The sequence below is a fragment of the Streptomyces nojiriensis genome (assembly GCF_017639205.1).
GTDB lineage: Bacteria > Actinomycetota > Actinomycetes > Streptomycetales > Streptomycetaceae > Streptomyces > Streptomyces nojiriensis.
On sequence record NZ_CP071139.1, the window covers coordinates 1 to 20,548 of the forward strand.

At 69.7% G+C, this 20,548-nt stretch carries 16 protein-coding genes and 2 pseudogenes; 4 read left to right on the forward strand and 14 right to left on the reverse strand.

Features of this window, described 5'->3' with window-relative positions; all coding sequences use genetic code 11:
- The 3 genes from JYK04_RS00005 to JYK04_RS00015 form a co-directional block, all read right to left on the reverse strand.
- The coding region (locus JYK04_RS00005; RefSeq protein WP_280120913.1) for a helix-turn-helix domain-containing protein at positions 1 to 1,011 on the reverse strand (1,011 nt) is incomplete at its 3' end.
- A 2,006-nt stretch (positions 1,012 to 3,017) separates the two neighbouring features.
- On the reverse strand, positions 3,018 to 4,325 hold the full coding sequence (locus tag JYK04_RS00010; protein WP_189748422.1) for an AlbA family DNA-binding domain-containing protein: 1,308 nt from the start codon (positions 4,323 to 4,325) through the stop codon (positions 3,018 to 3,020).
- Between the two features lie 120 nt (positions 4,326 to 4,445).
- Complete coding sequence (locus tag JYK04_RS00015) at positions 4,446 to 5,552, reverse strand: helix-turn-helix domain-containing protein (RefSeq protein WP_189748425.1); 1,107 nt, start codon at positions 5,550 to 5,552, stop codon at positions 4,446 to 4,448.
- Between the two features lie 321 nt (positions 5,553 to 5,873).
- On the opposite strand from JYK04_RS00015, the gene JYK04_RS00020 reads away from it, so the two are divergent.
- Positions 5,874 to 6,071 carry a hypothetical protein gene (locus JYK04_RS00020; RefSeq protein ID WP_189748430.1) on the forward strand — a complete coding sequence of 66 codons (198 nt, stop codon included), beginning with the start codon at positions 5,874 to 5,876 and terminating at the stop codon, positions 6,069 to 6,071.
- A gap of 452 nt (positions 6,072 to 6,523) precedes the next feature.
- Here the strand turns inward: JYK04_RS00020 and JYK04_RS41810 are convergent, their stop codons facing one another.
- The 4 genes from JYK04_RS41810 to JYK04_RS00035 all read right to left on the reverse strand — a co-directional run bounded on the left by JYK04_RS41810 (position 6,524) and on the right by JYK04_RS00035 (position 8,985).
- Positions 6,524 to 6,655, reverse strand: coding sequence for a hypothetical protein (locus JYK04_RS41810; protein ID WP_268254196.1), 132 nt, complete (start codon positions 6,653 to 6,655; stop codon positions 6,524 to 6,526).
- A gap of 677 nt (positions 6,656 to 7,332) precedes the next feature.
- A complete protein-coding gene (locus JYK04_RS00025; protein ID WP_202185905.1) occupies positions 7,333 to 8,118 on the reverse strand; it encodes a transposase family protein in 786 nt (261 codons plus the stop codon).
- A gap of 301 nt (positions 8,119 to 8,419) precedes the next feature.
- A complete protein-coding gene (locus JYK04_RS00030) occupies positions 8,420 to 8,680 on the reverse strand; it encodes a hypothetical protein (protein WP_189748703.1) in 261 nt (86 codons plus the stop codon).
- Positions 8,677 to 8,985: a DUF6247 family protein gene (locus JYK04_RS00035; protein ID WP_189748701.1), complete on the reverse strand. Its 309-nt coding sequence runs from the start codon at positions 8,983 to 8,985 to the stop codon at positions 8,677 to 8,679. Before JYK04_RS00035 ends, JYK04_RS00030 begins: the two co-directional genes overlap by 4 nt.
- 289 nt (positions 8,986 to 9,274) lie before the next feature.
- On the opposite strand from JYK04_RS00035, the gene JYK04_RS00040 reads away from it, so the two are divergent.
- Both JYK04_RS00040 and JYK04_RS00045 read left to right on the forward strand, forming a co-directional pair.
- Positions 9,275 to 10,417, forward strand: a complete 1,143-nt coding sequence (locus tag JYK04_RS00040) for a hypothetical protein (RefSeq protein WP_189748699.1) — start codon at positions 9,275 to 9,277, stop codon at positions 10,415 to 10,417.
- A gap of 239 nt (positions 10,418 to 10,656) precedes the next feature.
- Positions 10,657 to 11,588, forward strand: a protein-coding gene (locus JYK04_RS00045) for an IS5 family transposase (protein WP_425282265.1) whose coding sequence is annotated in 2 segments (ribosomal slippage) — positions 10,657 to 10,992 and positions 10,995 to 11,588 — 930 coding nt in all. Because the reading frame shifts where the segments join, the coding sequence is not laid out codon by codon here.
- 15 nt (positions 11,589 to 11,603) lie between these two features.
- On the opposite strand, the gene JYK04_RS00050 is transcribed toward JYK04_RS00045, so the two are convergent.
- The 5 genes and pseudogenes from JYK04_RS00050 to JYK04_RS40870 all read right to left on the reverse strand — a co-directional run.
- Positions 11,604 to 13,025, reverse strand: a complete 1,422-nt coding sequence (locus JYK04_RS00050; RefSeq protein ID WP_189748693.1) for a hypothetical protein — start codon at positions 13,023 to 13,025, stop codon at positions 11,604 to 11,606.
- A 321-nt stretch (positions 13,026 to 13,346) separates the two neighbouring features.
- Positions 13,347 to 13,574: a hypothetical protein gene (locus tag JYK04_RS00055; protein ID WP_189748691.1), complete on the reverse strand. Its 228-nt coding sequence runs from the start codon at positions 13,572 to 13,574 to the stop codon at positions 13,347 to 13,349.
- Between the two features lie 179 nt (positions 13,575 to 13,753).
- The gene (locus JYK04_RS00060; protein WP_189748688.1) at positions 13,754 to 14,554 is read right to left on the reverse strand and encodes a hypothetical protein; all 801 of its coding nucleotides are present in this window, start codon (positions 14,552 to 14,554) and stop codon (positions 13,754 to 13,756) included.
- A 448-nt stretch (positions 14,555 to 15,002) separates the two neighbouring features.
- Positions 15,003 to 15,536, reverse strand: coding sequence for an ATP-dependent DNA ligase (locus tag JYK04_RS40865; RefSeq protein ID WP_237410233.1), 534 nt, complete (start codon positions 15,534 to 15,536; stop codon positions 15,003 to 15,005).
- A 100-nt stretch (positions 15,537 to 15,636) separates the two neighbouring features.
- Positions 15,637 to 16,068 (reverse strand): annotated as a pseudogene (locus tag JYK04_RS40870) (ATP-dependent DNA ligase); the annotation flags it as partial.
- 255 nt (positions 16,069 to 16,323) lie between these two features.
- On the opposite strand from JYK04_RS40870, the gene JYK04_RS00070 reads away from it, so the two are divergent.
- The gene (locus JYK04_RS00070) at positions 16,324 to 17,850 is read left to right on the forward strand and encodes an FAD-dependent oxidoreductase (RefSeq protein WP_189748559.1); all 1,527 of its coding nucleotides are present in this window, start codon (positions 16,324 to 16,326) and stop codon (positions 17,848 to 17,850) included.
- Positions 17,851 to 19,118: 1,268 nt separating this feature from the next.
- Here the strand turns inward: JYK04_RS00070 and JYK04_RS00075 are convergent.
- Together JYK04_RS00075 and JYK04_RS00080 are read right to left on the reverse strand one after the other, a co-directional pair.
- Complete coding sequence (locus JYK04_RS00075; RefSeq protein WP_208809260.1) at positions 19,119 to 19,841, reverse strand: hypothetical protein; 723 nt, start codon at positions 19,839 to 19,841, stop codon at positions 19,119 to 19,121.
- A gap of 373 nt (positions 19,842 to 20,214) precedes the next feature.
- Positions 20,215 to 20,517: pseudogene (locus tag JYK04_RS00080) on the reverse strand (XRE family transcriptional regulator); the annotation flags it as partial.
- Positions 20,518 to 20,548: the final 31 nt, after the last annotated feature.

The window sequence follows — 20,548 nt, forward strand, 5'->3', positions numbered from 1 at the left end:
CCAAATCTCGTCCGCACCCTTCTGAGAGCGCTTGCGCAGCACGTCGGCCGTCGGCGGGAACTCACTGTGTTCGTACCGGCCGCCGACTCGGGATTCCTTGAACAGCTTCATGACGTCGGGGATCGCGGACTTGATGAGCGCGGCCTGGGCGGCCTCCACGTCACCCTCGCACTCCTGCAGAGCAGCGTGGACGTTGTCGGCGATCTGGTCGGTCAGCGCCCCGGACGCATACGTACGAGGGCTCCGCGGCCTCGCCCCGGCCGCCGGTTCCGGCGCCCCGGCCCGGGGTTCCGGTGCCGGGGATGGAGGTGCAGCGGGCGACGGCTCGGGCCGGACCTGCTGCACGGCTGGCTCCGGCGGGAACGGCGCAGCCGGGGCCGGATCGGCGGGAGCCGGAGCGAGTTCGGCCTTCTGCCCGGCCTCCGCCGCCGCTTCCGGCGCGGGCTCCGGAGCCGGAAGCTCGGCGGGGAACTGCTGCGGAACGGATACCGGTGTGGGTGCTACCGGGGCCGCCTCCAGGCCCGGGGGTGCGGCGGCGACGGCGGCCGCGCACTCCTCAGCACTCAGGTGCTGCGGAAACCCGTCGACCTCCTCACTGCACGGCTGTCCGCACAGCACGCACGGCAGCGTGTGCGCAGCGGCCGGCGAGGCGGGCGCCTGCGGGGGCGAGGCCGGGGCAGGGAGCTGCACGGCCGGGAGGGGCAGTTGCGCGGCAGGAGCGGGGGCTGGCGGCGGGGCAGCGATACCGGAGGGGCGCAGGGCGGGGGTCGAGCCGTGGAGCACGCCGACTGCGTGGGTCGGGCCGGCCAGGAGGTCCAGGACGTGCAGACCGAAGTGGGCGGCCAGGCCGTCGACATCCTCCAGCGACCAGTGCTGACGACCGGCCTGCTTACGGGAGATCTGCGCCTGCGAGAGACCAAGGCCGTCGGCGAGGACGTTCTGGCGCACACCTGTCCGCGTCATCAACGCAGCGACCGTCAGCCTGAGAAGCTCTTCCGTACCCATCACCATGATGCAACCCTAGCCCAATCAATACTGATTCCGCATAGAGCATACGCAAATCGATGCCTTGGCTCGGCGCGGCACCGTTCAAGTGCCGTTCGCGGGACAGTGACGGCGATCTCTCGGTTTCATGTCAGTACGTGACACTGACACGAAACCGAGAGATCGCACCCGCGCACGCTCAGGTGGACCGTCGACTGGCAGCGGCACTCCGCCTACCTCACCCAGCTCCAGGACGACGGCGCCCGCCTGACTGCGGCCGTCCCGGAGGGTGACCCGGCACGGCGAGGACATCGGACGGCAGCTCGCCACCCAACAACGGGACTGGGACCGGCTGAACACCGAGCAGCAGCTCGACATGGTGAACCCGGCTTGAAGAAGGCCCCACGCGCCCGCAAGACGACCGCGAAGACGGGCCATGGGCTTCCCGCGGGCCGCGCACAGGCGGCGCAGCCTTCCAGAACGGCCTCCAAGCCCTCCAGCAGTACACCAGTCGGCGAAGTGGGCGGCGGGCCCGACAGACCATCCCCACGGGAATCCTCGTCCACGAGTCATCCCAGCGGGCACAGGGTCGACGCGGCCGCGGTGGAGGCACCCCTGGCCTGAACCGACCGCGTGCTGGCCGTCAGCCGCGGCCGCAGGGGCCGTACGGACCGCGCGGCGCCGTCCTCTGCTGCTCACGGCCGGCGGCGTGGGCTGTCGGGTCGCCGTGGCTGCGGCGGCGTCCAGCTTCGTGCGCGCTCCCTCGAGGAAGTACGGCTTACTTCGGGCGAGACGACCTGCCAATCAGAATATGCAGTCGCAAAGGACAAGACGTTCTTCATGCATTTCCTACCCCCCCTTGTCAAGACCCGACATGCAGTGCCGTGACACGAACCGACGGCCAGGACTTAATTGAGACATGAGTTCACACAGATCGGTGAACCAGCGGAGAGTCCAGAAAGATTCGATTCGCCATCAACCTGCGAGGGTTATTCCTATGCATTGCACACCCCTAAGGCAACGACTCGTGCCACTTGCTATGGCGGCAACCTTGGCCGTCGGAGCGGCAGCGCTTCTTCCCTCCAATGCATTCGCAGCCTCGCCGGAGCAGCACGCCGTAGACACCACCGCGCTCAAGGTAATACCGATCGCGGAGATGAGCGTCCCGGCAAAGCTGCCGAACGATAATTCGGGCGACTTGAACAATGACAAGTCCTATACGGGCTGCTTCCTCCACGGGATGGACCTGCAATCCCGGTATTGGACGGGTCGATGTGATGGCTATCGAGCGGGGCAATCGGCTGGAACTATGGACGGCGCTCAATGCCGCCATTACAGTTTGCCGGGATTTCCTTACGGTGGCTCTTATTATGAGCAGGGCCGCAGGGATGGCTACATAAGAGGCTATAGCTACAACTACAAACTCGCGAAAAGCAATGCGAATTGCTTCACTCCCCCCGGGAAGATCCGACCCAACTATCAGCTGTAAAGATTCCCCCCTCCCTGATTACCTGCCACCGAACTAGAGGCGAGGCCGTATGGGGCGATTTACCCGACGTTCGCTTAGAAAAAGCGACCTGTCCCGCCGGGGTCGGCACAGACGCCTACGACGCGCTCGCGGTCGCCCTTGCGGGGGCGCAGGACGCCGTCCCCGCGCCGGGACGCGGCGCAGCTCCGGCGCTACCGCGGGCCCCAGTACTCCATCCCGTTCCGGGCGTTGTACCGCGCGACCTACTCGGCGACATCGGAACAGTCCGCCAGCGGGAGGCGACGTCGCGCACGAGCTGGAGCGCCTCGGGGACGTTCACGCCCGGGTGCCTCTCGCGGACGCGTCCCGGCCCGGGCCATCGCCAGATCCACCCGCTCGTCCTTGAGGACGAGTTCGTCCGGTGCCCCGCACTGCGCGCACCGGACGTACGTCACCACCCAGCGCAGCCGGGTCACGACCGGACATCGCCGAGCAGGACCCTGTTCTGTTCCTTCGGGCTGGAGCAGGGCGGAGGTTCCCCCTGCCGCAAAGCCCGGCGGCCCAGCTAGTCCTGCAGAAGGCCGGCTGCCTCTTCGATGCTGGGGCCCGGTACCCGCTCTGCCGGTAGGACGAAGCGGTCCCGCTTGTGGCCGCTTACGTTGGTGGCTGTCGCTGTCCACTGGACAACCGCGTCTGCCGCTTCGCTGTAGCTGTAGAGGAGCACCGGAGGGAGCTGTACGGATTCGTGTGGCCGCAGGTCCACCGGCCTGTACCGGACGACGAGGCGACCCTCTTCCTGCTCGACCTGGGGCAGGGGATCCTGCCCGATGAAGACGGGCGGCCGCTGTGCTGCGATCCAGGGGTGCGGGAAGCTGCGTGTGCCGTATGCGGCCGGCTTCTGGGGCCAGTAGATCTCCTCATCTTCGTCCCACGCATAAGCCCGGACGGGCGCGGAGAGAGTCAGGACGACCTCGACCTTGGCGAAGAACGTTTCCCCCGGGTTGGAAAGCTTCACGCGGAGCGGAGTTCCCGCTGTGCCCGTGGCCCGTAGGAGGAACTCCTCTGTCGCAGCGGCGCGCTCGCGAAGGTACTCCTCGACTTCCTCCCGGAACTCGTCCTCCGTTCGGTGGTCGGAAAGGGCGAGGGACCGGATGGCCCACCTGGTGGTCAGGGGCGTCTCGTCGTCGCTCGGGGCGGACAGCTCCTCCAGCAGGTTGTCTCGATACTCGATGAGAGATTGCTCGATGGTGTCCTGGTTGAAGGGCACCAACGCGAGGGCGCCGGCGTTCATCTCGACAGCGACGTCGATGCGCTGGGCTGCGCGGCGCGCCCGTTCGGTCAACGCGTCGATCTCCCCAGGGCCCGCCGGCTGAGTCCTTCCCGGATAGCGGTGGAACACGGTGCCCGCGTATGCCTTCACATGCGTCTTGCGCAGCGGGTGGATGGGGTCACCCCACTTCGGGGGGAACACGTCGACGAACATGACGTGCCGGGTGCCGTCACCGATGTCCATCGGAACGTAGGTGAAGGTGTAGCGGTCGAAGTCCTCGCCGAGGTATCGCGCGATCCAGGGGTCGACCTTCTCGACATCGTGGGTGGTCACGCCGTGCAGTGCGCCTTCTTCCACTCCGACCAGGAGGTAGGCGTGGCCTCCCGCCCATCGGGCGGCTACATCCGGCATGCGGTTCGCAAAGCCGAGGATGGCCCTGGCCACAGCGAAGGCGCCGTCGGGCTTGGAGACGTCGAGATCCGACTTCCACTCCAGCCAGCGTGACTCATCGGCGCTCGTCGCTCCGAGGACAGCTCTGATCAGAGCCTGCTGCCTTCTCAGACCGACTACAGGCTGGTCCTCTTCGAAATCCCCCAGAGCCATGGCACCCCTGCTCTCTTCGTCATTCGCCCTGAATCACAAGCATGGGGGACCGGACCGACAGCAGGCACATAAACGTCCTCGCCCGGAGCGCAGCCACTGCTCGACGCGCGCAGAGGATGCTCAGGACTGTTCGACCCCCGTCATGAGAAGCCGGAGGGTCAGAGAGTGCTTCTCCGGTGGGAGGGCGTCCAGCGCCGCGCGGGCGTGGGCGGTGCCGGCGGCGGTGTCGCCGGAGCGGGCGAGCATCAGGCCGCGGTGCATCTCCAGGTGGGTGGCGAACCGGGGCAGGGTCGCGGGGAGCTGCGCCGCTGCGGCGTCCTGGGCGGCGACGGCGGTGGTCTCGTCGCCGAGGCGGGCGGCGAGCAGGGAGGTGAAGACGTTGACCCGCCACCAGGGGACGGCGTAGTCGGAGGTCTGTTCGTGGGAGCCGGCCTGGTCGAAGATGCGCCGACCTTGTGTGAGGAGCTGTCCCGCGGTGGTGCGGTCGCCGCGGAGGGCTGCCGTGTGGGCCTTGCCGAAGACTGCGTTCAGCAGGCCCAGTGACGGGCGGTCGCTGATGGCCATGGCCTGGTCGGCGAACACGTCCGCGATCGGGAGGGCGGCGCCTTCGTAGCCGAGGGCGATGGCGGCGCGGCCGCGGACCCAGACGCGGGTGTCGACGTCTTCGGAGGCGTCGGCGGCCTTCGCGGCCATCCGGTACCAGTGGACGGCCTTGGCCCCGTCCGAGCCGGGGAACGTCTTCGCGTAGAGGGTCATCAGGCGGGCGGCGACGGACCAGAGGCGGGGGTTGTCGAGCTGCTGCTGGACGGTGACGAGTTCGGCGCTGACGCGGCGCTGGATGTCGGCTGCGCCCAGGCTCATGTACTCGGTCCCGTACACCGCCAGCTTGGCCTCCCATGCCTCCACGGTGGGGCCGCCGGTCAGGCGGGCGGCGAACCCCGCGCTGAGGAGGTCGGAGGCCACCACAGGGGCTATCGCGGCGCCGGCCGCGTCGGTGAGGAACTCACGCCTGTCCACTTGACCCTCCAAGACCCCAAGCGGTATGTCCAGAACGACGGACAGGCACCGCAGGTAGTAGGCGCCCGGCGTCACCGCACCGCGCTCCCACCGGGACACGTACTCGCGGGTCAGGGCCGTCCCGTACCGGGCGTTGATTTGGTCGGACAACCTGACCTGCGACCATCCTCGCGCGATGCGCAGGTCTCTGATCAAGTCCCCCAGGTCCATCACTCCATCTTGCCCCTACCGATGCCCCTGGTGAGGGGACATCAGATCACCGACGGTATGCGTGCGGGGGCCTGCGGAGACGGTCGAGGAGCGGTGACGGCATGACGTACGACAGCAAGCCCGGAGCGCCTGGCGGAGGCCAGGGCGGCCCCGTGCACGTGACACTTCCCCGACTCGACCCCGAACCCGCCCCCAGCTGTCCGCGATGCACCGGCGCAGCCTCGCAGCGGGCCGCGTGCCGGCGGGCCGGGGACCTGTCCGGGGTGTCCGACTGCAACGTCGCCATCCGCCACCACCCCCACGCCTGAGAGGGGGTGCGGGATGATCGACCGGAACGACATCGGACACCGCGTCCAGGACGCACACGGCAGGACCGGCATCCTCCGGGACATCGACCCCACATGGGATGACCCCTCCGACCCACCCGGCAGCCGCCGACAGCAGGTGGTGGCATTCATCTCCCCCGAACACGGCGGACGCGAATGGCACGCCGACCCCACCACCGTCACACGAGCATGACGGCGCCCGGGAGGTTCCCGTACAAGGACAGCTGGCTGTACGCGGGCCAGCGCCCAACGGGCGCCGGACACTCGAGATCGAGCTCCGCGAACCGGTTCGCGGAGCTCGTGGAAACCGGCGTGAGCCGCCTCGGCGGGACACCGCCGAGCGGCGAGCGGGGCGGGCCAGTACATAGACCGCTGCGCTAGGGTGGGGTCCGGTGCTGCGTGAGTGCCTTACGTTTCTGTGTCAGGGACAGACCGCGCTACCTGAGGCGGCCACCGCGCAAGCGGAGACCGTCCGCCCACCGCGTCGAGCGCCGCCAGGACCGGCAGGCGCAGCGGAGGGCCTGATCCGGGGTGCAACCCGGACCAAGCCCCCTGCCAGGTGACGGTGGTGCTAATGAGCCCGGCCGACTTTCACGCGGCCGGGCTCATTGCTGAGCCTGCCGACCGTCCGGTCCCACCACGTCGTCATCCGACGTTCTCCACCAGCCACGTCACCGCCTTGACGATTAGCGGCACCACAGGCGACCAGTCGACCAGCGCCTGAAACATCCTCAGCCGCCGCTCGCGCCGCTCCTCGTGCTCCACCTCGTTCGTCAACTACTTCCTCCAACTCCCTTGGACCACCCACGCGCAGGCGCGCAGGCTCTCCACACGACGGGGTGTCGGTGGATGTTCGGGAGGAGCTGGTGAAGCAGCCACCACTCTACGAGAAGCCCGGACACTCGGAGGACTTGAGGACCACAACCTCTGGGCGGCAGCGCTCATACAACCACTAGATCTTGGGTTGTGACGGATTTACGTGGCCCGGCGTGTCGCGGCGTCAATACACGGAGGCCAGGGCGGCGATGGTATAGGCGACCCTCGGCAAGACGAACGACTCCGGAGCCGCGAAAGGGCTGCTCAGGCGTGGACGGGGTGCAGTCGAAGGGCTATCCAAAGCAGCGCCAGCGGGACGAACCCGAACGTTCGCCAGCCGTGCGTGGGGATGTCCATGCGAGGCGATCTGCAACCTTTCACTCGAACGCACGTTTGGCGCAACCTTTCGAAAGCAACTACCGCTGTCCAGCTAGGAAGAACCTTTCGAGGGGGGGCCGAGGTGACCACCACCACAGACAGTGCCGTCATCGCTGCCCAGCCCAGCGCTCGAAGCCTCGCTCCGGTGCCGCCATGAACGACGCAAACCTGAACCCGGACGCGGAACCTTCAGGACGCAGCTAAAGGTTGTTGCAGAAGGTTGGGTGCGGGCAGGTCTGCGTGTGAGTGGACCTGCTTGTTCACCGTGTCACGGCGAGGTTGTGCATGATGGCGACGGCCTGGACAGCGTGGTGGAGGCCGTCGCCTTTCTGGCGGCAGTCGCGGAGGATCTTCCAGTTCTTCATACGGGCGAAGGAGTGCTCGACGCGGGCACGGACCCTTCGGTGTTCAGCGTTGTCCTCCTGCTGACCACGCAGGAGGGGGCGTCCAGCACGTTTGCGGTGCGGGACGATCAGGCCGGTGCCCAGGTAGGCGCCGTCGGCGATGACCGTCGTCCCCGCGGCCGTGGCCGGCAGGCCGGACTCGCGCCAGACGTGGGCATCGGCCTTGTTGCCGGGCGCGGGCCGGGCCGAGGCGACGACCAGCCGGGTGTCGGCGTCGATGACGACCTGCACGTTCGCCGAGAACCGGCAGTTCCTCGAGGAAGCGCCCACACTGCGGTCACGGACCGGGATCAAGGTGCCGTCCACGATCCACAACCGGTCCACGTCGGCGACAGGCCGCGGCGCCGGCTCCAGTGCCAGCAACGGCCCGAGCCGCTGGATGACCCGGCAGACCGTGGCCGGGGAGACACCGAAGAGCGGGGCGAGCTGCCGCATCGTGAGGTTGGTGCGGTAGTAGACCGCCACCAGCAGCACCCGGTCCGCCAGCGGCAGACACCACGGCCGGCCACCACCGGGCCCTTCCCCACCCCGCTCCCCCACCACCCTCACCAGCTTCGCAAACCGGTCCATCCGCAACCCGGTGAACGTCTCCACCCACACCGGCCCAGCCCACACCGGCCCAGCCCACAACACCCCACCCATACAGGCGCAATGCCCAGAACCGAGGCTTCCGCAACAACCTTTAGAGCGACGGGGTTGGAGAGCATGGGCACGGTCACCGAAACCGGTCAACATCGTGACCTCACGACTGCGGCTGTACGGGGTTGCTCACATATCCCCATCGGCTCCATGGAGTCGAGTCGCCGTCATTGTCAGAAGTGTCAGGATCTCGTCAGCTAGGTCATCAAAGTCATCCGCGGACCGGCCTGTACCAGAAGTCCGGCAATGCCCTCCTTTGCCGCAGGTGAGCACCGTCAGCGGACGCGACCGAGACGGTCGCGACCTAGCCGAGCCAGACGATGTCCAGGACGGACAGGTGGCGCATCGCACGGTTGGCGAAGTAGATGACGGACAGCTGGCCTGCGGACGCGATCCGGACGTCTTCGCCTTCGGCGTCGTCGGCGTCCCACTGGCGGAAGCCCCACGGGGCGGCCGCGGCGGCGTCGAGCAGGTCCCAGACTGTCTCCTCCGCGTGTTCGGGGAGTTCGGCGAGGACCTTCGCGGCCGGTGTCGAGAGGCGGACCGCGTATGGGGGCAGGCTCATCGGCGCCGCCGGCCGCGGACCTCGGCCATGTCCACGAACCCCGTTTCGTCGAAGCCGGAAGCGGTGAACGCGTCGACCGCGGGGGCGGAGGCAAGACGAGCCTGCCAGACGTGGACGACCTCGTAGAGGGTGTTCAGGGAGAAGGTCCGACGCGACTCCTCCAACGCGGCCGTCCACTCGCGCTCGAAGGCCGGCACCCACCGCTCTGCGCGACGGTCGGCTCGGAGCTGGGTGAGGAGTTCGGCCGGTGCGCCGGGTGCGGGTGCGTACGGGGCGGCGGGAGTGTGGTCGGGTTGGGCGCTCATCGGCTCCTCCTCGGCGGGGTGCTACCGGCAACGGTAGAACGACCTCGCCCAGGCCGGGACGGTTCCGGCGGAGCAGTCTTCGGGGCGTCCACGATCGTGAAAGGCCGATGGCGCAGCAGCGCCCCGGGGTGTCCTTGGTCGTCTTCAGCTCTTCAGCCCCGGCGCAGGACCTTCACCGGGCAGGTCAACCCAACGTCGTTCACACCGAAGGCCGACGGCAGGTCTGGCGGGCGGTAGACAGCGCAGCGGACGATGGCGTTCACAAGATGACAGAACGGGGTGGGGGTTCTTGAACCGGGATGATTTCTTCAGCAGTGGGGACGGCTGGGGGCAGCGCTGGGTTTTGGACGCGGCGCTGGTCGAGTCGCTGCGCTTTGGTCCCCTGGCTGACAAGACGGATCTTGATGTGGCGGTCGCCCTGACCAAGCTCCTGTACGAGGACTTCGTCAGCTACGGAACCGACGGCAGGGACAGGCGCCTCGATGACGAGGGCGTGGTGCTCGTCATCAAGGCGCACGGCGCTGTCGTACGGCGGCTGGCCCTGGAGGTGCCGGCGTGGCCGTTTAGAACCTTCGACGGCCCGCAGGGCTTCGGCACCTACTGGCGTAAGAACGAGATGAGCGGCAGTTGGCAGGCCCGGCGGGACTGCGTCGAGGGCATCCTCGGTCCAACCCGGGACGCGTTGGAGGAACTGCAAGAGCTGGAGTACGAGAGTCGCTTCAAGCAGGGGCCGGAAGGCAGCTTCAAGAACCTGATCTTCGCTGCGGTCGGGCCCAAGCCGGAGATCGTCCTGCGGGACGCGGTGAACAACAAGGTCGAGATAGTCCGCAACGCCGAGAACTGCCTGGTGTACTCGGACCCACTGCCGCCCCATGGCCTCACCTGGGGTCAGATGGTCGCCTGGTGGCGCACCCACCATCAACCCGACGCGGACGAGAAGACGGCAGCCGACGCCCTCTATCGTCGCCTCTACCGGTCGTTGGACTCACTCCCCGAGCAGCTCGTGCTGCGCACCTACTGTGCGGCCTACGCGGAGACCGACGGCTTCGAGCTTCCCGCGCTGATCCCGCAGGTCTATCTCCACTACGACCCGTACACGCGCAGGAGCGGCAAGCAGTCCGGTGCGCTGTACCGGCAGCGGATGGATTTCCTTCTCCTCGCGCCTGACCGTTCCCGGATCGTCATCGAGGTGGACGGCGTCCAGCACTACGGCCGCCAGAACCCACCCGATGCCGAGGGGCGGGTGACCTACACCGCCGTACCGCGGCTGTACTCGGAGATGGTCGCGGAGGACCGGCGCCTGCGTCTGGCCGGTTATGAGATCTACCGGTTCGGAGGCTGGGAACTCACACAGCCCCAGGGGGAGGGGGAACGGATCCTCACGGCCTTCTTTACCGACCTTCTCAAACGGCACAGGAAACCTGCCCTGTAGCACGGCGTCACGCGTCAGGCCCGCCCGCACGACGGGCTGCCGCCTGGATCCATACGGCACCCGGACCCCCAGCGCCCCGGCCCCTCCCCCGGCCGGGGCCCAGGGTCGCTCGTACCGTGATCCCCGGGCAACGGGCCCGACGGCAGCCCGCCCGGCATCGTGCACCGCTCGGCCGCCGACGACTAGGACTTGTCCGGCCGATCATGTGACTAGTCCGTGTCCGGGTCGTTGATGTGGACATGGGCCGGGGTGATCTGACGGATGCCGAGTGGGAACGGTTGCGGCCGTTCCTGCCGGTCAGCAACAGGCGTTGTGGCAGGTGGCGGGACCACCGGCAGGTGATCGACGGGATTCTGCACCGGGTTCGGACCGGCGTGCAGTGGCGTGACCTGCCCGAACGGTTCGGGCCGTGGAAGACCGTCTACGAACGCCACCGACTGTGGTCGGGTGACGGGACTTGGGAGCGTCTGCTCCAGAAGGTCCAGGCCGCAGCGGACGCGGCGGGTGAGATCGACTGGGACATCTCGGTCGACTCCACCATCGTGCGGGCTCATCAGCACGCGGCTGGCGCCCGCACCGACCCGCCGCCGGCCCCCGCCTCAAAGGGGGACGAAGTCCCAGAACACCAGGGCGAAACGCCGTGGCAGAGCCTCGTCGCCCGCCTGGTGGAGGTGGTGCTGGAGGTGAGGGCCTGGGCCGCTCGCGCGGCGGGTTCACCACCAAGCTCCACCTGAGCGCGGATGGCCGCTGCCGCCCGCTGTCCCTGGTCGTCACACCAGGTCAGCGGGCGGACTGCACCCAGTTCAAGCCGGTCCTGGAGAAGATTCGCGTCCCGAAACCCGGGCCCGGCCGACCGCGCAAGAAGCCGGACAGCGTCGCGGCCGACAAGGCCTACAGCAACGGACCCTGCCGCCAGTACCTGCGCAGCCGCGGCATCCGCCACACCATCCCGGAGAAAACCGACAGCCAGGCCGCCCGCCTGCGCAAAGGCTCACGCGGCGGACGGCCACCGGCCTTCGACGAAGAGCGCTACAAGAAACGCAACACCATCGAACGGGCCATCAACCGCCTCAAACAGCACCGGGCAGTCGCCACCCGATACGACAAACGCCGCTACGTCTACCTCGGCACCGCAACGCCCGCAGCCCTCACCATCTGGCTCCGAACATGATCGACCGGACAAGTCCTAGTCGACCGTCGCCCTGGCCGTCTGCCCGACCGCGGCCGCCAGTGCGGCCGACAGGTCGGTGCAGCGAACCCCGCCGCCGGGGTGCCACTCCAACACCGGCGCCACCGCGTCGCCGTGCTCGGCGCACCAGGAGACGGGAACCACGCCGCCGCAGTCGTGCCGCGCGCAGACGCAGGCCCCGCCCGGCCCGACATAGGCGACGCCGTGGCGGACCACCCCGCCCGCCGGCCCCAAGGCGGTGGTGCCGCGCAGGCCGGCCGGCCACGCCAGCGTCAGGCGCAGGCCCCCCGACCCGGACCGGAAGCGTTCGATCACCCGCACCTGACCCGGCACCGCCAGCGGGCCGGTACCGGGCGCGGCCAGCCGGCGCAGCGACGCACCGAACTCACCGCCGGCCAGGGCGGCCAGCTCGTCGGCGTCCTCGTCGGTGGACCAGCCGGACAACGTGTCTTCGCCGGCCGCGTCGTCGGCCAGGGACAGCCACGGGTCATCGAAGCGGAACCGGTGCGTGGCGCCTTTGGCCCCGGCCAGCACCAGGGCGGCGATCGTCGGCCCCGTTGGTACTCCGATCTTGTCGTGGGCGAGGAGCCAGGCCACGACCGCGCGGCGGTCGAACTGCGGGTGCACGTCCGTACCCGCCACCGGGTCGGGGAAGTCGGGGTTCCGGCGGCGCCAGTTCACCACCGCGGCCCGCCCCACCCTGGCGATCCGCGCCACCTCCGCCAACAACACCCGCTGCCACCCCGGGAACGGGTCCAGCGCAGCGAGCGGGGAACGGCGGCCCGCCCGGGCGGTGCGCACCGCCCGCCAGTCCACGCAGGGGCGAACCACCTCCAGCAGCGCGATCTCCTGGGCGTCATACAGGGGGACCGTGGTCACCCCGCCGTGGCGCTTGTAGTCGACGTCCACGGAGCCGATCGGGGCCAGCCACCCGAGCCGCACCACCTGGTCGAAGTCGGTACGGCGCACGCCCAGACGCACCGCGGCCTGGTCCGGGCCGAGGGGCACATGCTGGTCGAGGAGGGCGGGCAGGTCCCGCCGGCGGGCCAGGGCGGCCACCTGGTCCGGATGGACGACGGGGAACCGGGGCTCCCCGCCGAGGTAGACCAGGAGGCCGGCCTTGACGAGGTGACCGACCGCCGAGGCGGTCACCCGCGGACGAAGGATCGGGAGCGGCACCCCCAGGGCCTCCGTCAGCCGGTCCGCCGCCACCCCGGCCTCGATCCCCCGCAGCGCCGCCCGCACCTGCTCCGGGTCGGCGGCCTCCACCACCGCCCGCGACCACCGGCCCGGCCCGACGTCCGCAGCCGGGACCAGACCCGAACCCGTCGCCCACCGCCACGCCGCAACCGGCACCCGCAGCCGACCCGCCGCCTGCCCCTCGTCGAACACCTCACGCACCGAACGCGCCAGCGCCATGAACCCCACTCCAATCCGCACACCAAGCCGGCCCGACGATCGGACCGCGCCGGAAACATGCCGAAAGATCCCGTTTGTTGTCAATAGGCAGGATTCTGGGGCGAGTTGGGGGCGCACCGCACAAGTCGCCTACGCGTACGCGAGGGCCGGATTCACTCGCCCGGAGGACGCCTGGCGCCCGGTCCCGAACACAGCGAAGCGGGGCCGCCACCGGTTCGTGACGGCCCCGCTCCACGTACTCACTGCATCCGGCCAGCAGACGCCCGCACCGCTCTGACATGGGGAGTCGTCAATCTGTGCGTTACTCCGCCACGGTGTGCGTCATCGTCGGCGAAGCGCGATCGCGACCCCGAACGCGGTGGCCAGCGCCGAGGCGATCCCGCCCACGGCGCCGATCGGGGCGGCCAACGACGGGTGGACCATGCACAGGTAGAGCGTGGCGCCGAGGACCAGGACGACGACGATCCCCAGCACCAGGAGCAGCACCGGGTCCGTACCCGAGGGCTGCGGGACGGGCGGCTGCTGGGACTGGTTGGTGGTGACGGACATGAGCGGTTGTCCTCCTTGGGACGTGCCTGCGGACTGTCCGCAGGTGGGGAGTGGGGCATGGGGCGTCTACGCCCCAAGGCGGGGCCGGACGGACAGCAGGGTGCGAGACAGCGGGGTTGGCTCCGCAAGGGCAGCCGCGGGGCCGGTGCTCGTGGCCATCGGCCCGAGCAGGAGTCGGCTCACGGTGCCGCGGCTACGGCCTTTTTGGCCTTGCGCGGCTGCACGGCGGCGGTGCGCTTGTACTGGTAGGTCTTGACGAAGCCGGCCGGGGCCAGCGGCGCCTTGATGTACTTCTCGCGTCGTTCGACGAGGTCGAGGGCGAGGAGCTTGTTCAGCCCGCGCTCGTGGGTGTCGGCAGACCAGCCGTACCACTCGGGAGCCTTCTCCAGAGGGAAGGACGACCAGTTCTTCTCGCGGGCGACGACCAGGAACATGGCCAGGCCAGGAAGGTCCAACGGCTCGTCGCGGCCTGTCGTCCAGAACGTGGCCGGGATCTGCAAGTAGCGGTCCTCCTCGATGACGCCCTTGGGGCGGTCGTACGGCTGACCGGTACCGTCCTCGCGCAGGAGGGTGACCGTGATCTTGGTCCCGCTGCGGTGGCAGTCGATCAGCTTGCGGGCGCGCAGCCGCAACAGGGCCCGCCATGCCCCGGTACGGGCAGACTGGTCCTTGTTCGTCGTCTCCACGATGTCCAACATCCGCGCCCACACCAGGCTGTCGCGCGTGGTCGACCAGCCGTTGACCCCATTGCTGCACGCGGCCACGATGAGCAAGTACGCCTTCAGGCCTCGCAAGTCCCTCCCGGTCACGAACTCCTTCAGGGGACCATGCCGGCTGGCACCCCCTGCGTTCGCCTGCACGAAGGTCTTGCGCAGCGGGACGTTCGTCCGGATGGAGCCCTCGAGCACCGCCTTGCGGGTGTCCCGCCCGGTCGCCTTCGCGTCCTGCATGTTCGATGCCGCAGCAGCTGTCGTCTTCATGCCCCAAACGCTAGCTATCTGAAGCCGCGTTACTCAAATGATTCAGCTCTCACAGAGCCGCTGAGACAGCTCATGATCATGGACGCCCCAGCGGGAGATGTAAGGGCAACTTGATAGATCCAGTGATAGTTCACGGTGAGAGTCCCAGGTGACAGTTCAACTGGGATAACCAACTGGTGGGAGTCAAACACGGCTCAGCGCCGCATCCTGCATGCCCGGCCGCGACCACCCCCGCACAGCAGCGAACCCACCTGACTACCTCGCTGCCGCCCGAAACCGCACCCCTGACCTCCGGCCGCGCTCGCACAACAAGAGGGCGCAGGCGGTCCACTGAGCCCCTTTCAGGCATGCCCCCGACAAGGAGGCCAAGTCGATACCCGGAGACGCTCAGCGGGCCACACAGCGGCCACGCTGAGCACCCGCCGACCGAATGGGGGTCTGCCGACCCTCACCCCGCCGCTGAAACCGGACCGCTTCCAAACGGAGGGACATCCTCTGTGGTCACGTCCAGGCGCAGCCGCTGGAACCAGAGGGGGTGGCGGTAGACGCCGCCGCGGTCGATGGCGCGGTCGGCGCTGATCTCGGCGACCAGAGCGGGGTGGACGAGGGTGGTGTCGAGGACGTCGCGGCTCCCCCACGTCGCCGAGAACTTGGCCCCCGTCCACGGGTGTCCGGGCGCGGCCGCGGTGAGGTGCTCGGCGACCTGCCGGGCGGCGTCCGGGCGCAGCGGTACGGTCCGGCCGACCGCGCGCAGCCGGCCGTCGTGGTCGTGGCGGCCGAGGACGAGGAGGCCGGGGCGGGTCAGGGTTCCGGTGATCGCGCCGACGATCGCCTCCGTGGTGTCCCGGCGTCTGATCTTGGTCCATCCCCGGTAGCCGGGCAGGTAGCGGCCGTTCAGGGGCTTGACCAGGATCCCCTCCACCCCGGACACGTCCGTCCAGGACTCCAGCCACTCCCGCGCCCTGGCCAGGTCCGTCGTCATCGGGCAGAGCGTCCACGGAGCGGTCAGGGCATGCTCGGAGAAACAGGTTCCCCAGCAGGGCGCGCCGCTCGGCGTACGGGCGGGTGAGGAGTTCCTGGCCGTCGTGCTGCAAGAGGTCGAAGGCGACGAAGTAGGCCTGCCACTTCACGGCGAGGGCCAGGGCGCCGCGGGCTCGGGGGGCGGCCCGGCGCTGCAACACCTCGAACGACAGGCGGCCGGCCTCGGTGTCCCAGACGACCAGTTCGCCGTCGAGGACCAGGACGTGAGGCAGCTGCGCCTCGGCGGCCGCCACCAGGTCCGGCCACCGGTCCTGGACGAGCGCCCCGCGACGGGTCTGCACCAACACCGGGCCGCCCGGCCCGGCCGCGGAGAACAGCAGCGCCCGGTGACCGTCGTTCTCCAGACAGTGTGGTGTCTCACGAGACGCCTCCGTCGGCAGAACAACCGCTGACGTGGGCATGAAGCACCGCCGCACCCCGGAAGGTCCGCGGACGCCCTGCAACAAAAGATCGGTCCCAGCGGTCCAGGGCATGCCGATGGCGGAGTTGGCGTGCGCGGCCGATGAGGTCCTGCTCGATCTCGGGACAGGGCGCACCGTAGGGAGCGCAATCAGTGCCGGGCAGACCGGTAGAGGTCGTCACGGGCGCGGGGCGCATGTGCCGCACGGCGCGTGCCTTCGGCTCGGCGTGCTGTCGATCCCTGTCGGAGCCGTGTCGGCGGGTACTGACACCTTTCGAAGCGTCAAGGCCGGGCGGCTGCCCGGCGGTGCTTCGGAAGGGGATGTCTCATGTACGACGTGGTGATCGTGGGCGCGGGCCCGGTCGGTCTCTTCCTCGCCTGCGAACTCGGCCTCGCGGGCTGCTCCGTACTGGTGCGGGAGAAGGAGCCGGAGCCGGACTCGCGGTGGCAGGCGCAGCCATTCGAGAAGCGCGGCCTGTTCGGCTTCTCGACCGGAGCCTTCTACCGGCGCGGTCTGCTGGACGCGTTGCGGGAGACCTCTGCCGACGTGGCAGGACACGGGGCCCCGGCGGTGGCTGCGGCCGACGGGACGTCACGCCCGCTCGCCGTGGGCCACTTCGCAGGCGTGATGCTCGATCCGGCCAAGGTCGACCTGGCCGCTCTACCGTACCGACTGCCCAGCCCGGCCCCCGACACCCTGATGATCAGGCTTCCGGCGGTCGAGTCACTGCTGGCCGAGCGGGCGATCAAGCTCGGCGTCGAGATTCGGCGGGGCGCCCCGGTGGACGCGGTCGTCCAACACGACGAGCACGTGGTCGTCTCCGCGGGCGCGGACGCCGTCGAAGCGCGCTGGGTCGTCGGCTGCGACGGAGGGCGCAGTGCCGTGCGGCGTCTCGCCGGATTCGAATTCACCGGCACCGAGCCGGAGTTCACCGGATACACGATGGTCGCCACGCTCGCCGACCCGGAGAAGCTGCGCCCCGGGATCAACGCGACGCCGACCGGCATGTACCTCCGCATGGGTGCCGACGGAACCCTCGGGATGATGGACTTCGACGGCGGCGCGTTCGACCGCTCGCGGCAGCCGACCCTCGATCACCTCCAGACGGTGCTGCGCCGTGTGTCGGGCACCGACGTGACCCTGACCGACGTGCGGCGGGTCTCCACCTTCACCGACCGGGCCAAGCAGACAACGACGTACCGGGAGGGCCGGATACTCCTCGCGGGCGACGCGGCACACATCCACTCGCCCCTCGGCGGGCAGGGCCTGAACACCGGTATCGGCGACGCCGTGAACCTGGGCTGGAAGCTCGCGGCGATCGTACAGGGGCACGCGCCGGACGGCCTCCTCGACACGTACGACGAGGAACGCCGCCCCGTCGGCGCGCAGGTGCTCGACTGGTCGCGGGCGCAGGTGGCGGTCATGCGGCCCAACCGCGGCACGTGGGCGGCCCGCGGTGTGGTCCGCGACCTGCTCGGGACGCGGGACGGGACGACGTACGTCTTCGAGAAGATGTCGGGATTGTCGATGCGCTACGACCTCGGCGGCGCGCATCCGCTGGTGGGCCGCAACGCGCCCGACTTCCTGCTCGAAGACGGCGCCTCGCTGGGTGAGTTGATGCGGGGCGGACTGGGCGTCGTCCTCGACTTCACTGCCGAGCGCCGCTTGGCGGGACCGGCGTCGGCCTGGCGGGACAGAGTGCGGTACGCGGCCGGAACCCCGGTCGACGGTCTCGGCTTGGAGGCCGTACTGATCCGTCCTGACGGCACCGTGGCATGGGCGGAGGTCGACGACGCCGCTGGTGCCGGATTTGAGGAGGCGGCCTCCCGCTGGTTCGGCCGCCCGACGGCCTGACGGGACCGGGTTTCCGGCGGCCCTCCATCCTCCTGATCGACGGCTGCGCACCGACCTGGCACCCGGCGACACGTAGCGAGCAGCCCCTCTCCGACACAGGCACCCCCTGCGAGGACGGGGAATGAAGCACACACGAAGTGTCTGGAGAACCGTCCAGCTTCTGCTCGTACGCCACTCCCGCCCGCAGTGCCGCCGGGCCCGGTACGGCTTCCGCGGCCTGCGCCAGCATCGGCCCAACCGGCGGTCGGAGCGTCACGGGGCCTCCCTCGCGGCTTGGCTGCCCCTCTTCCAGGGTCCGCCAGACCAGCCGGAGACGGGCCCTGCAGGACGGCCATCGCATCATCCATCCGAGGGGCGCCGCGGGCCCGTCCAAGGCGCCCTGCGGGGCGTGTGCGGCACGGTGGCGGCATGCGCCGCTGCCTGCCTCTGCTCCTTGTCGCGCTGCTCGCGGCCCCGGGATGCGTCACCGTCCATCCCGCACCCACCCGGCCCGCCGGGGCCTCGCCCGTCGCGGCAGCGGAAGACCACAAGCACCCTGTCGACCCCCGGCCCGCACGACCGGACACGGGGGTGGCGCTGCCCCTCTCCCCCATGCCCGGCCCTGCGGCCGCACCTCCGACCAGCGCCACTCCTGAGGCCGGCCGTACTCCCGCGCCGGCCCGTCCCGCGCCCGCGGCCCGCGAGGCGGCCGCCGAGACCCAACCCGCCCGCCGGGCTCCCGAGCGCAGGGCCGAAAGCCCGGTTCGGCCGCGCCGGACGACCCCGCCCCGGCCCGCCGCGCACCCCGCCGCCAAGCCCAAGCCCAGGAAGGCGAAGGGGCCGAGACGTACACCCGCACCGCACCGCCCGGTACGCGCCCCAGGGGCGGGGGCCGCGGACATGACGGAGCTGGGCCGCGCCGCGCACACCGCACGGGAGGGTGGGATGCCGGGGCGGGCCGTCTTGGAACGGCTGCCCGACGGCAGTGAGCACCGCACCGGCATCTGGATCGCCAACAGAAAGCCCGCCGCGACAAGCTCGACGCCGAACAGCTGCGGGCACTCGCCGAACTGGGCGCGGAATGGGCTGCGGTGCGGCCTCTGCTGCCGGTGCCGGCCTGGCTGGAGGGGCGGGGTGGGCAGCTGTCGGCGTACTCATGAGAGTGCTCCACCGAGTACAGAGATCTGTGCCACGTCCGCCCCGGCCTCGGCGATCAGATGCCGCATGTCGGCGAGTGCCCTGCGGCCGCCCAGCTGCCTGCGGCAAGCACGCCCACCTTCCGGACCGCGCTACCGAAGAGCTGCCTGGCGGAGCTTCTCTGCTGCCTGGGCGGTGGTGGCGTCGACGAGCTCGGTGTCGTCGCCAGCTGACTCGGCGAACGTGACCGACACGGTGCTCGCTCCGACGCGGATCACGATCTCGTCGAATCGCTGGCCGTTCGCACGCATCCGCACGCCGTAGGACTCATCCCCGCGCGGCGGTGTGCTCAGCACTCCGTATTCGATGGTGTACGACTCCACCGCGGCCCCCGAGCACTTCTGCCGCAACTGACGCACCGTCTCCAACTTTTGGCGCGCGCCCTCAACGCTGGGATACGCGTCGACACTCACTCCCACCACGGTCTGCCGGTTACTATCCCGCATCGTCCTGCTGGCCACGGCGGTCGGCTTGGCGTCGCGGAACGAGCCGGCGACCACCTCGTCGCACGCCGCGTCACCATCCACGCCGATGATGCCGTGGTCACGCTCCTCGACGTGCGGAGACAGGTCCTCGCTTGTCGTCTTCCAGTCCCCGCGAAGGTCGACTGGCGCGAGCACCGCGGCAACCGTCTGCGCCCCGGTCAACGGACTTGGCAATGGACTGCTTGATGCCTTGGCGCCGGCGTCGTGGGACGAGGCATTGCCGCGCGGGGCATCATTGCCTGCCGGGTCCGCTCCGCATCCCAGGACGAAGACCGCGGCCAAAGGAACCCACCCCACTGCCGCAACTACTCGACGGCTCAGCCCCTGCATATAGACCCCTCCCTCTGACATGCACAAACGGGACACTACCGGCCTTCGGCGGAGCCGCGGCCTTGGTGGCCGTCGAAGTACCGCAGCAGCGCCAGCGAACTTCTTCGGGTCGTCCTTATGCCGGAGGGTCTCCCAGTACTGGGCGAGGTGCCGCAGGGTGGTGTCGGCCCGGTCCAGAACGACGATGAGGCGCGGCATGCCGTCGAGAGGTCGGTGCGGCGCTGGGGCTCGGTGGCGAGGCCGGCCAGGGCGTCGTGGATGCCGGCGACGTTTCCGCAGTGCGTCACCGAGCTCGGTGCGGAACGCCTCGACCGGCGGCACCCCGCAGACGGGGAGGCGGCATGGCCAAGCGGACCGACCTCACCGCGTCAGCACCCTCGTCGCCGCGGAGGGCTGCGGCGTGGGCCTTGCCGAAGACCGCGTTCAGCAGGCCCAGAGACGGCCGGTCGCTGATGGCCATGGCCTGGTCAGCGAAGACGTCCGCGACGGACAGGGCAGCGCCCTCGTAGCCCAGCGCGATCGCGGCCCGTCCTCGGACCCAGACGCGGGTGTCGACGTCGTCGGAGGCGTCGGCGGCCTTCGCGGCCATCCGGTACCAGTGCACGGCCTTCGCCCCGTCCGAGCCGGGGAACGTCTTCGCGTACAAGGTCATCAGGCGGGCGGCGACCGACCAGAGGTTCCGCACCTGGACCCACTACTCGGCCAGC

Coding starts and splice junctions, on each gene's coding strand:
- JYK04_RS00010 (WP_189748422.1), bottom strand. CDS start 4,325: ATGGCTCTGGGGGATTTCGAAGAGGACCAGCCTGTAGTCGGTCTGAGA.
- JYK04_RS00015 (WP_189748425.1), bottom strand. CDS start 5,552: ATGGACCTGGGGGACTTGATCAGAGACCTGCGCATCGCGCGAGGATGG.
- JYK04_RS00020 (WP_189748430.1), top strand. CDS start 5,874: ATGATCGACCGGAACGACATCGGACACCGCGTCCAGGACGCACACGGC.
- JYK04_RS00025 (WP_202185905.1), bottom strand. CDS start 8,118: ATGGGTGGGGTGTTGTGGGCTGGGCCGGTGTGGGCTGGGCCGGTGTGG.
- JYK04_RS00030 (WP_189748703.1), bottom strand. CDS start 8,680: ATGAGCCTGCCCCCATACGCGGTCCGCCTCTCGACACCGGCCGCGAAG.
- JYK04_RS00035 (WP_189748701.1), bottom strand. CDS start 8,985: ATGAGCGCCCAACCCGACCACACTCCCGCCGCCCCGTACGCACCCGCA.
- JYK04_RS00050 (WP_189748693.1), bottom strand. CDS start 13,025: ATGGCGCTGGCGCGTTCGGTGCGTGAGGTGTTCGACGAGGGGCAGGCG.
- JYK04_RS00055 (WP_189748691.1), bottom strand. CDS start 13,574: ATGTCCGTCACCACCAACCAGTCCCAGCAGCCGCCCGTCCCGCAGCCC.
- JYK04_RS00060 (WP_189748688.1), bottom strand. CDS start 14,554: ATGAAGACGACAGCTGCTGCGGCATCGAACATGCAGGACGCGAAGGCG.
- JYK04_RS40865 (WP_237410233.1), bottom strand. CDS start 15,536: ATGACGACGGACCTGGCCAGGGCGCGGGAGTGGCTGGAGTCCTGGACG.
- JYK04_RS00070 (WP_189748559.1), top strand. CDS start 16,324: ATGTACGACGTGGTGATCGTGGGCGCGGGCCCGGTCGGTCTCTTCCTC.
- JYK04_RS00075 (WP_208809260.1), bottom strand. CDS start 19,841: ATGCAGGGGCTGAGCCGTCGAGTAGTTGCGGCAGTGGGGTGGGTTCCT.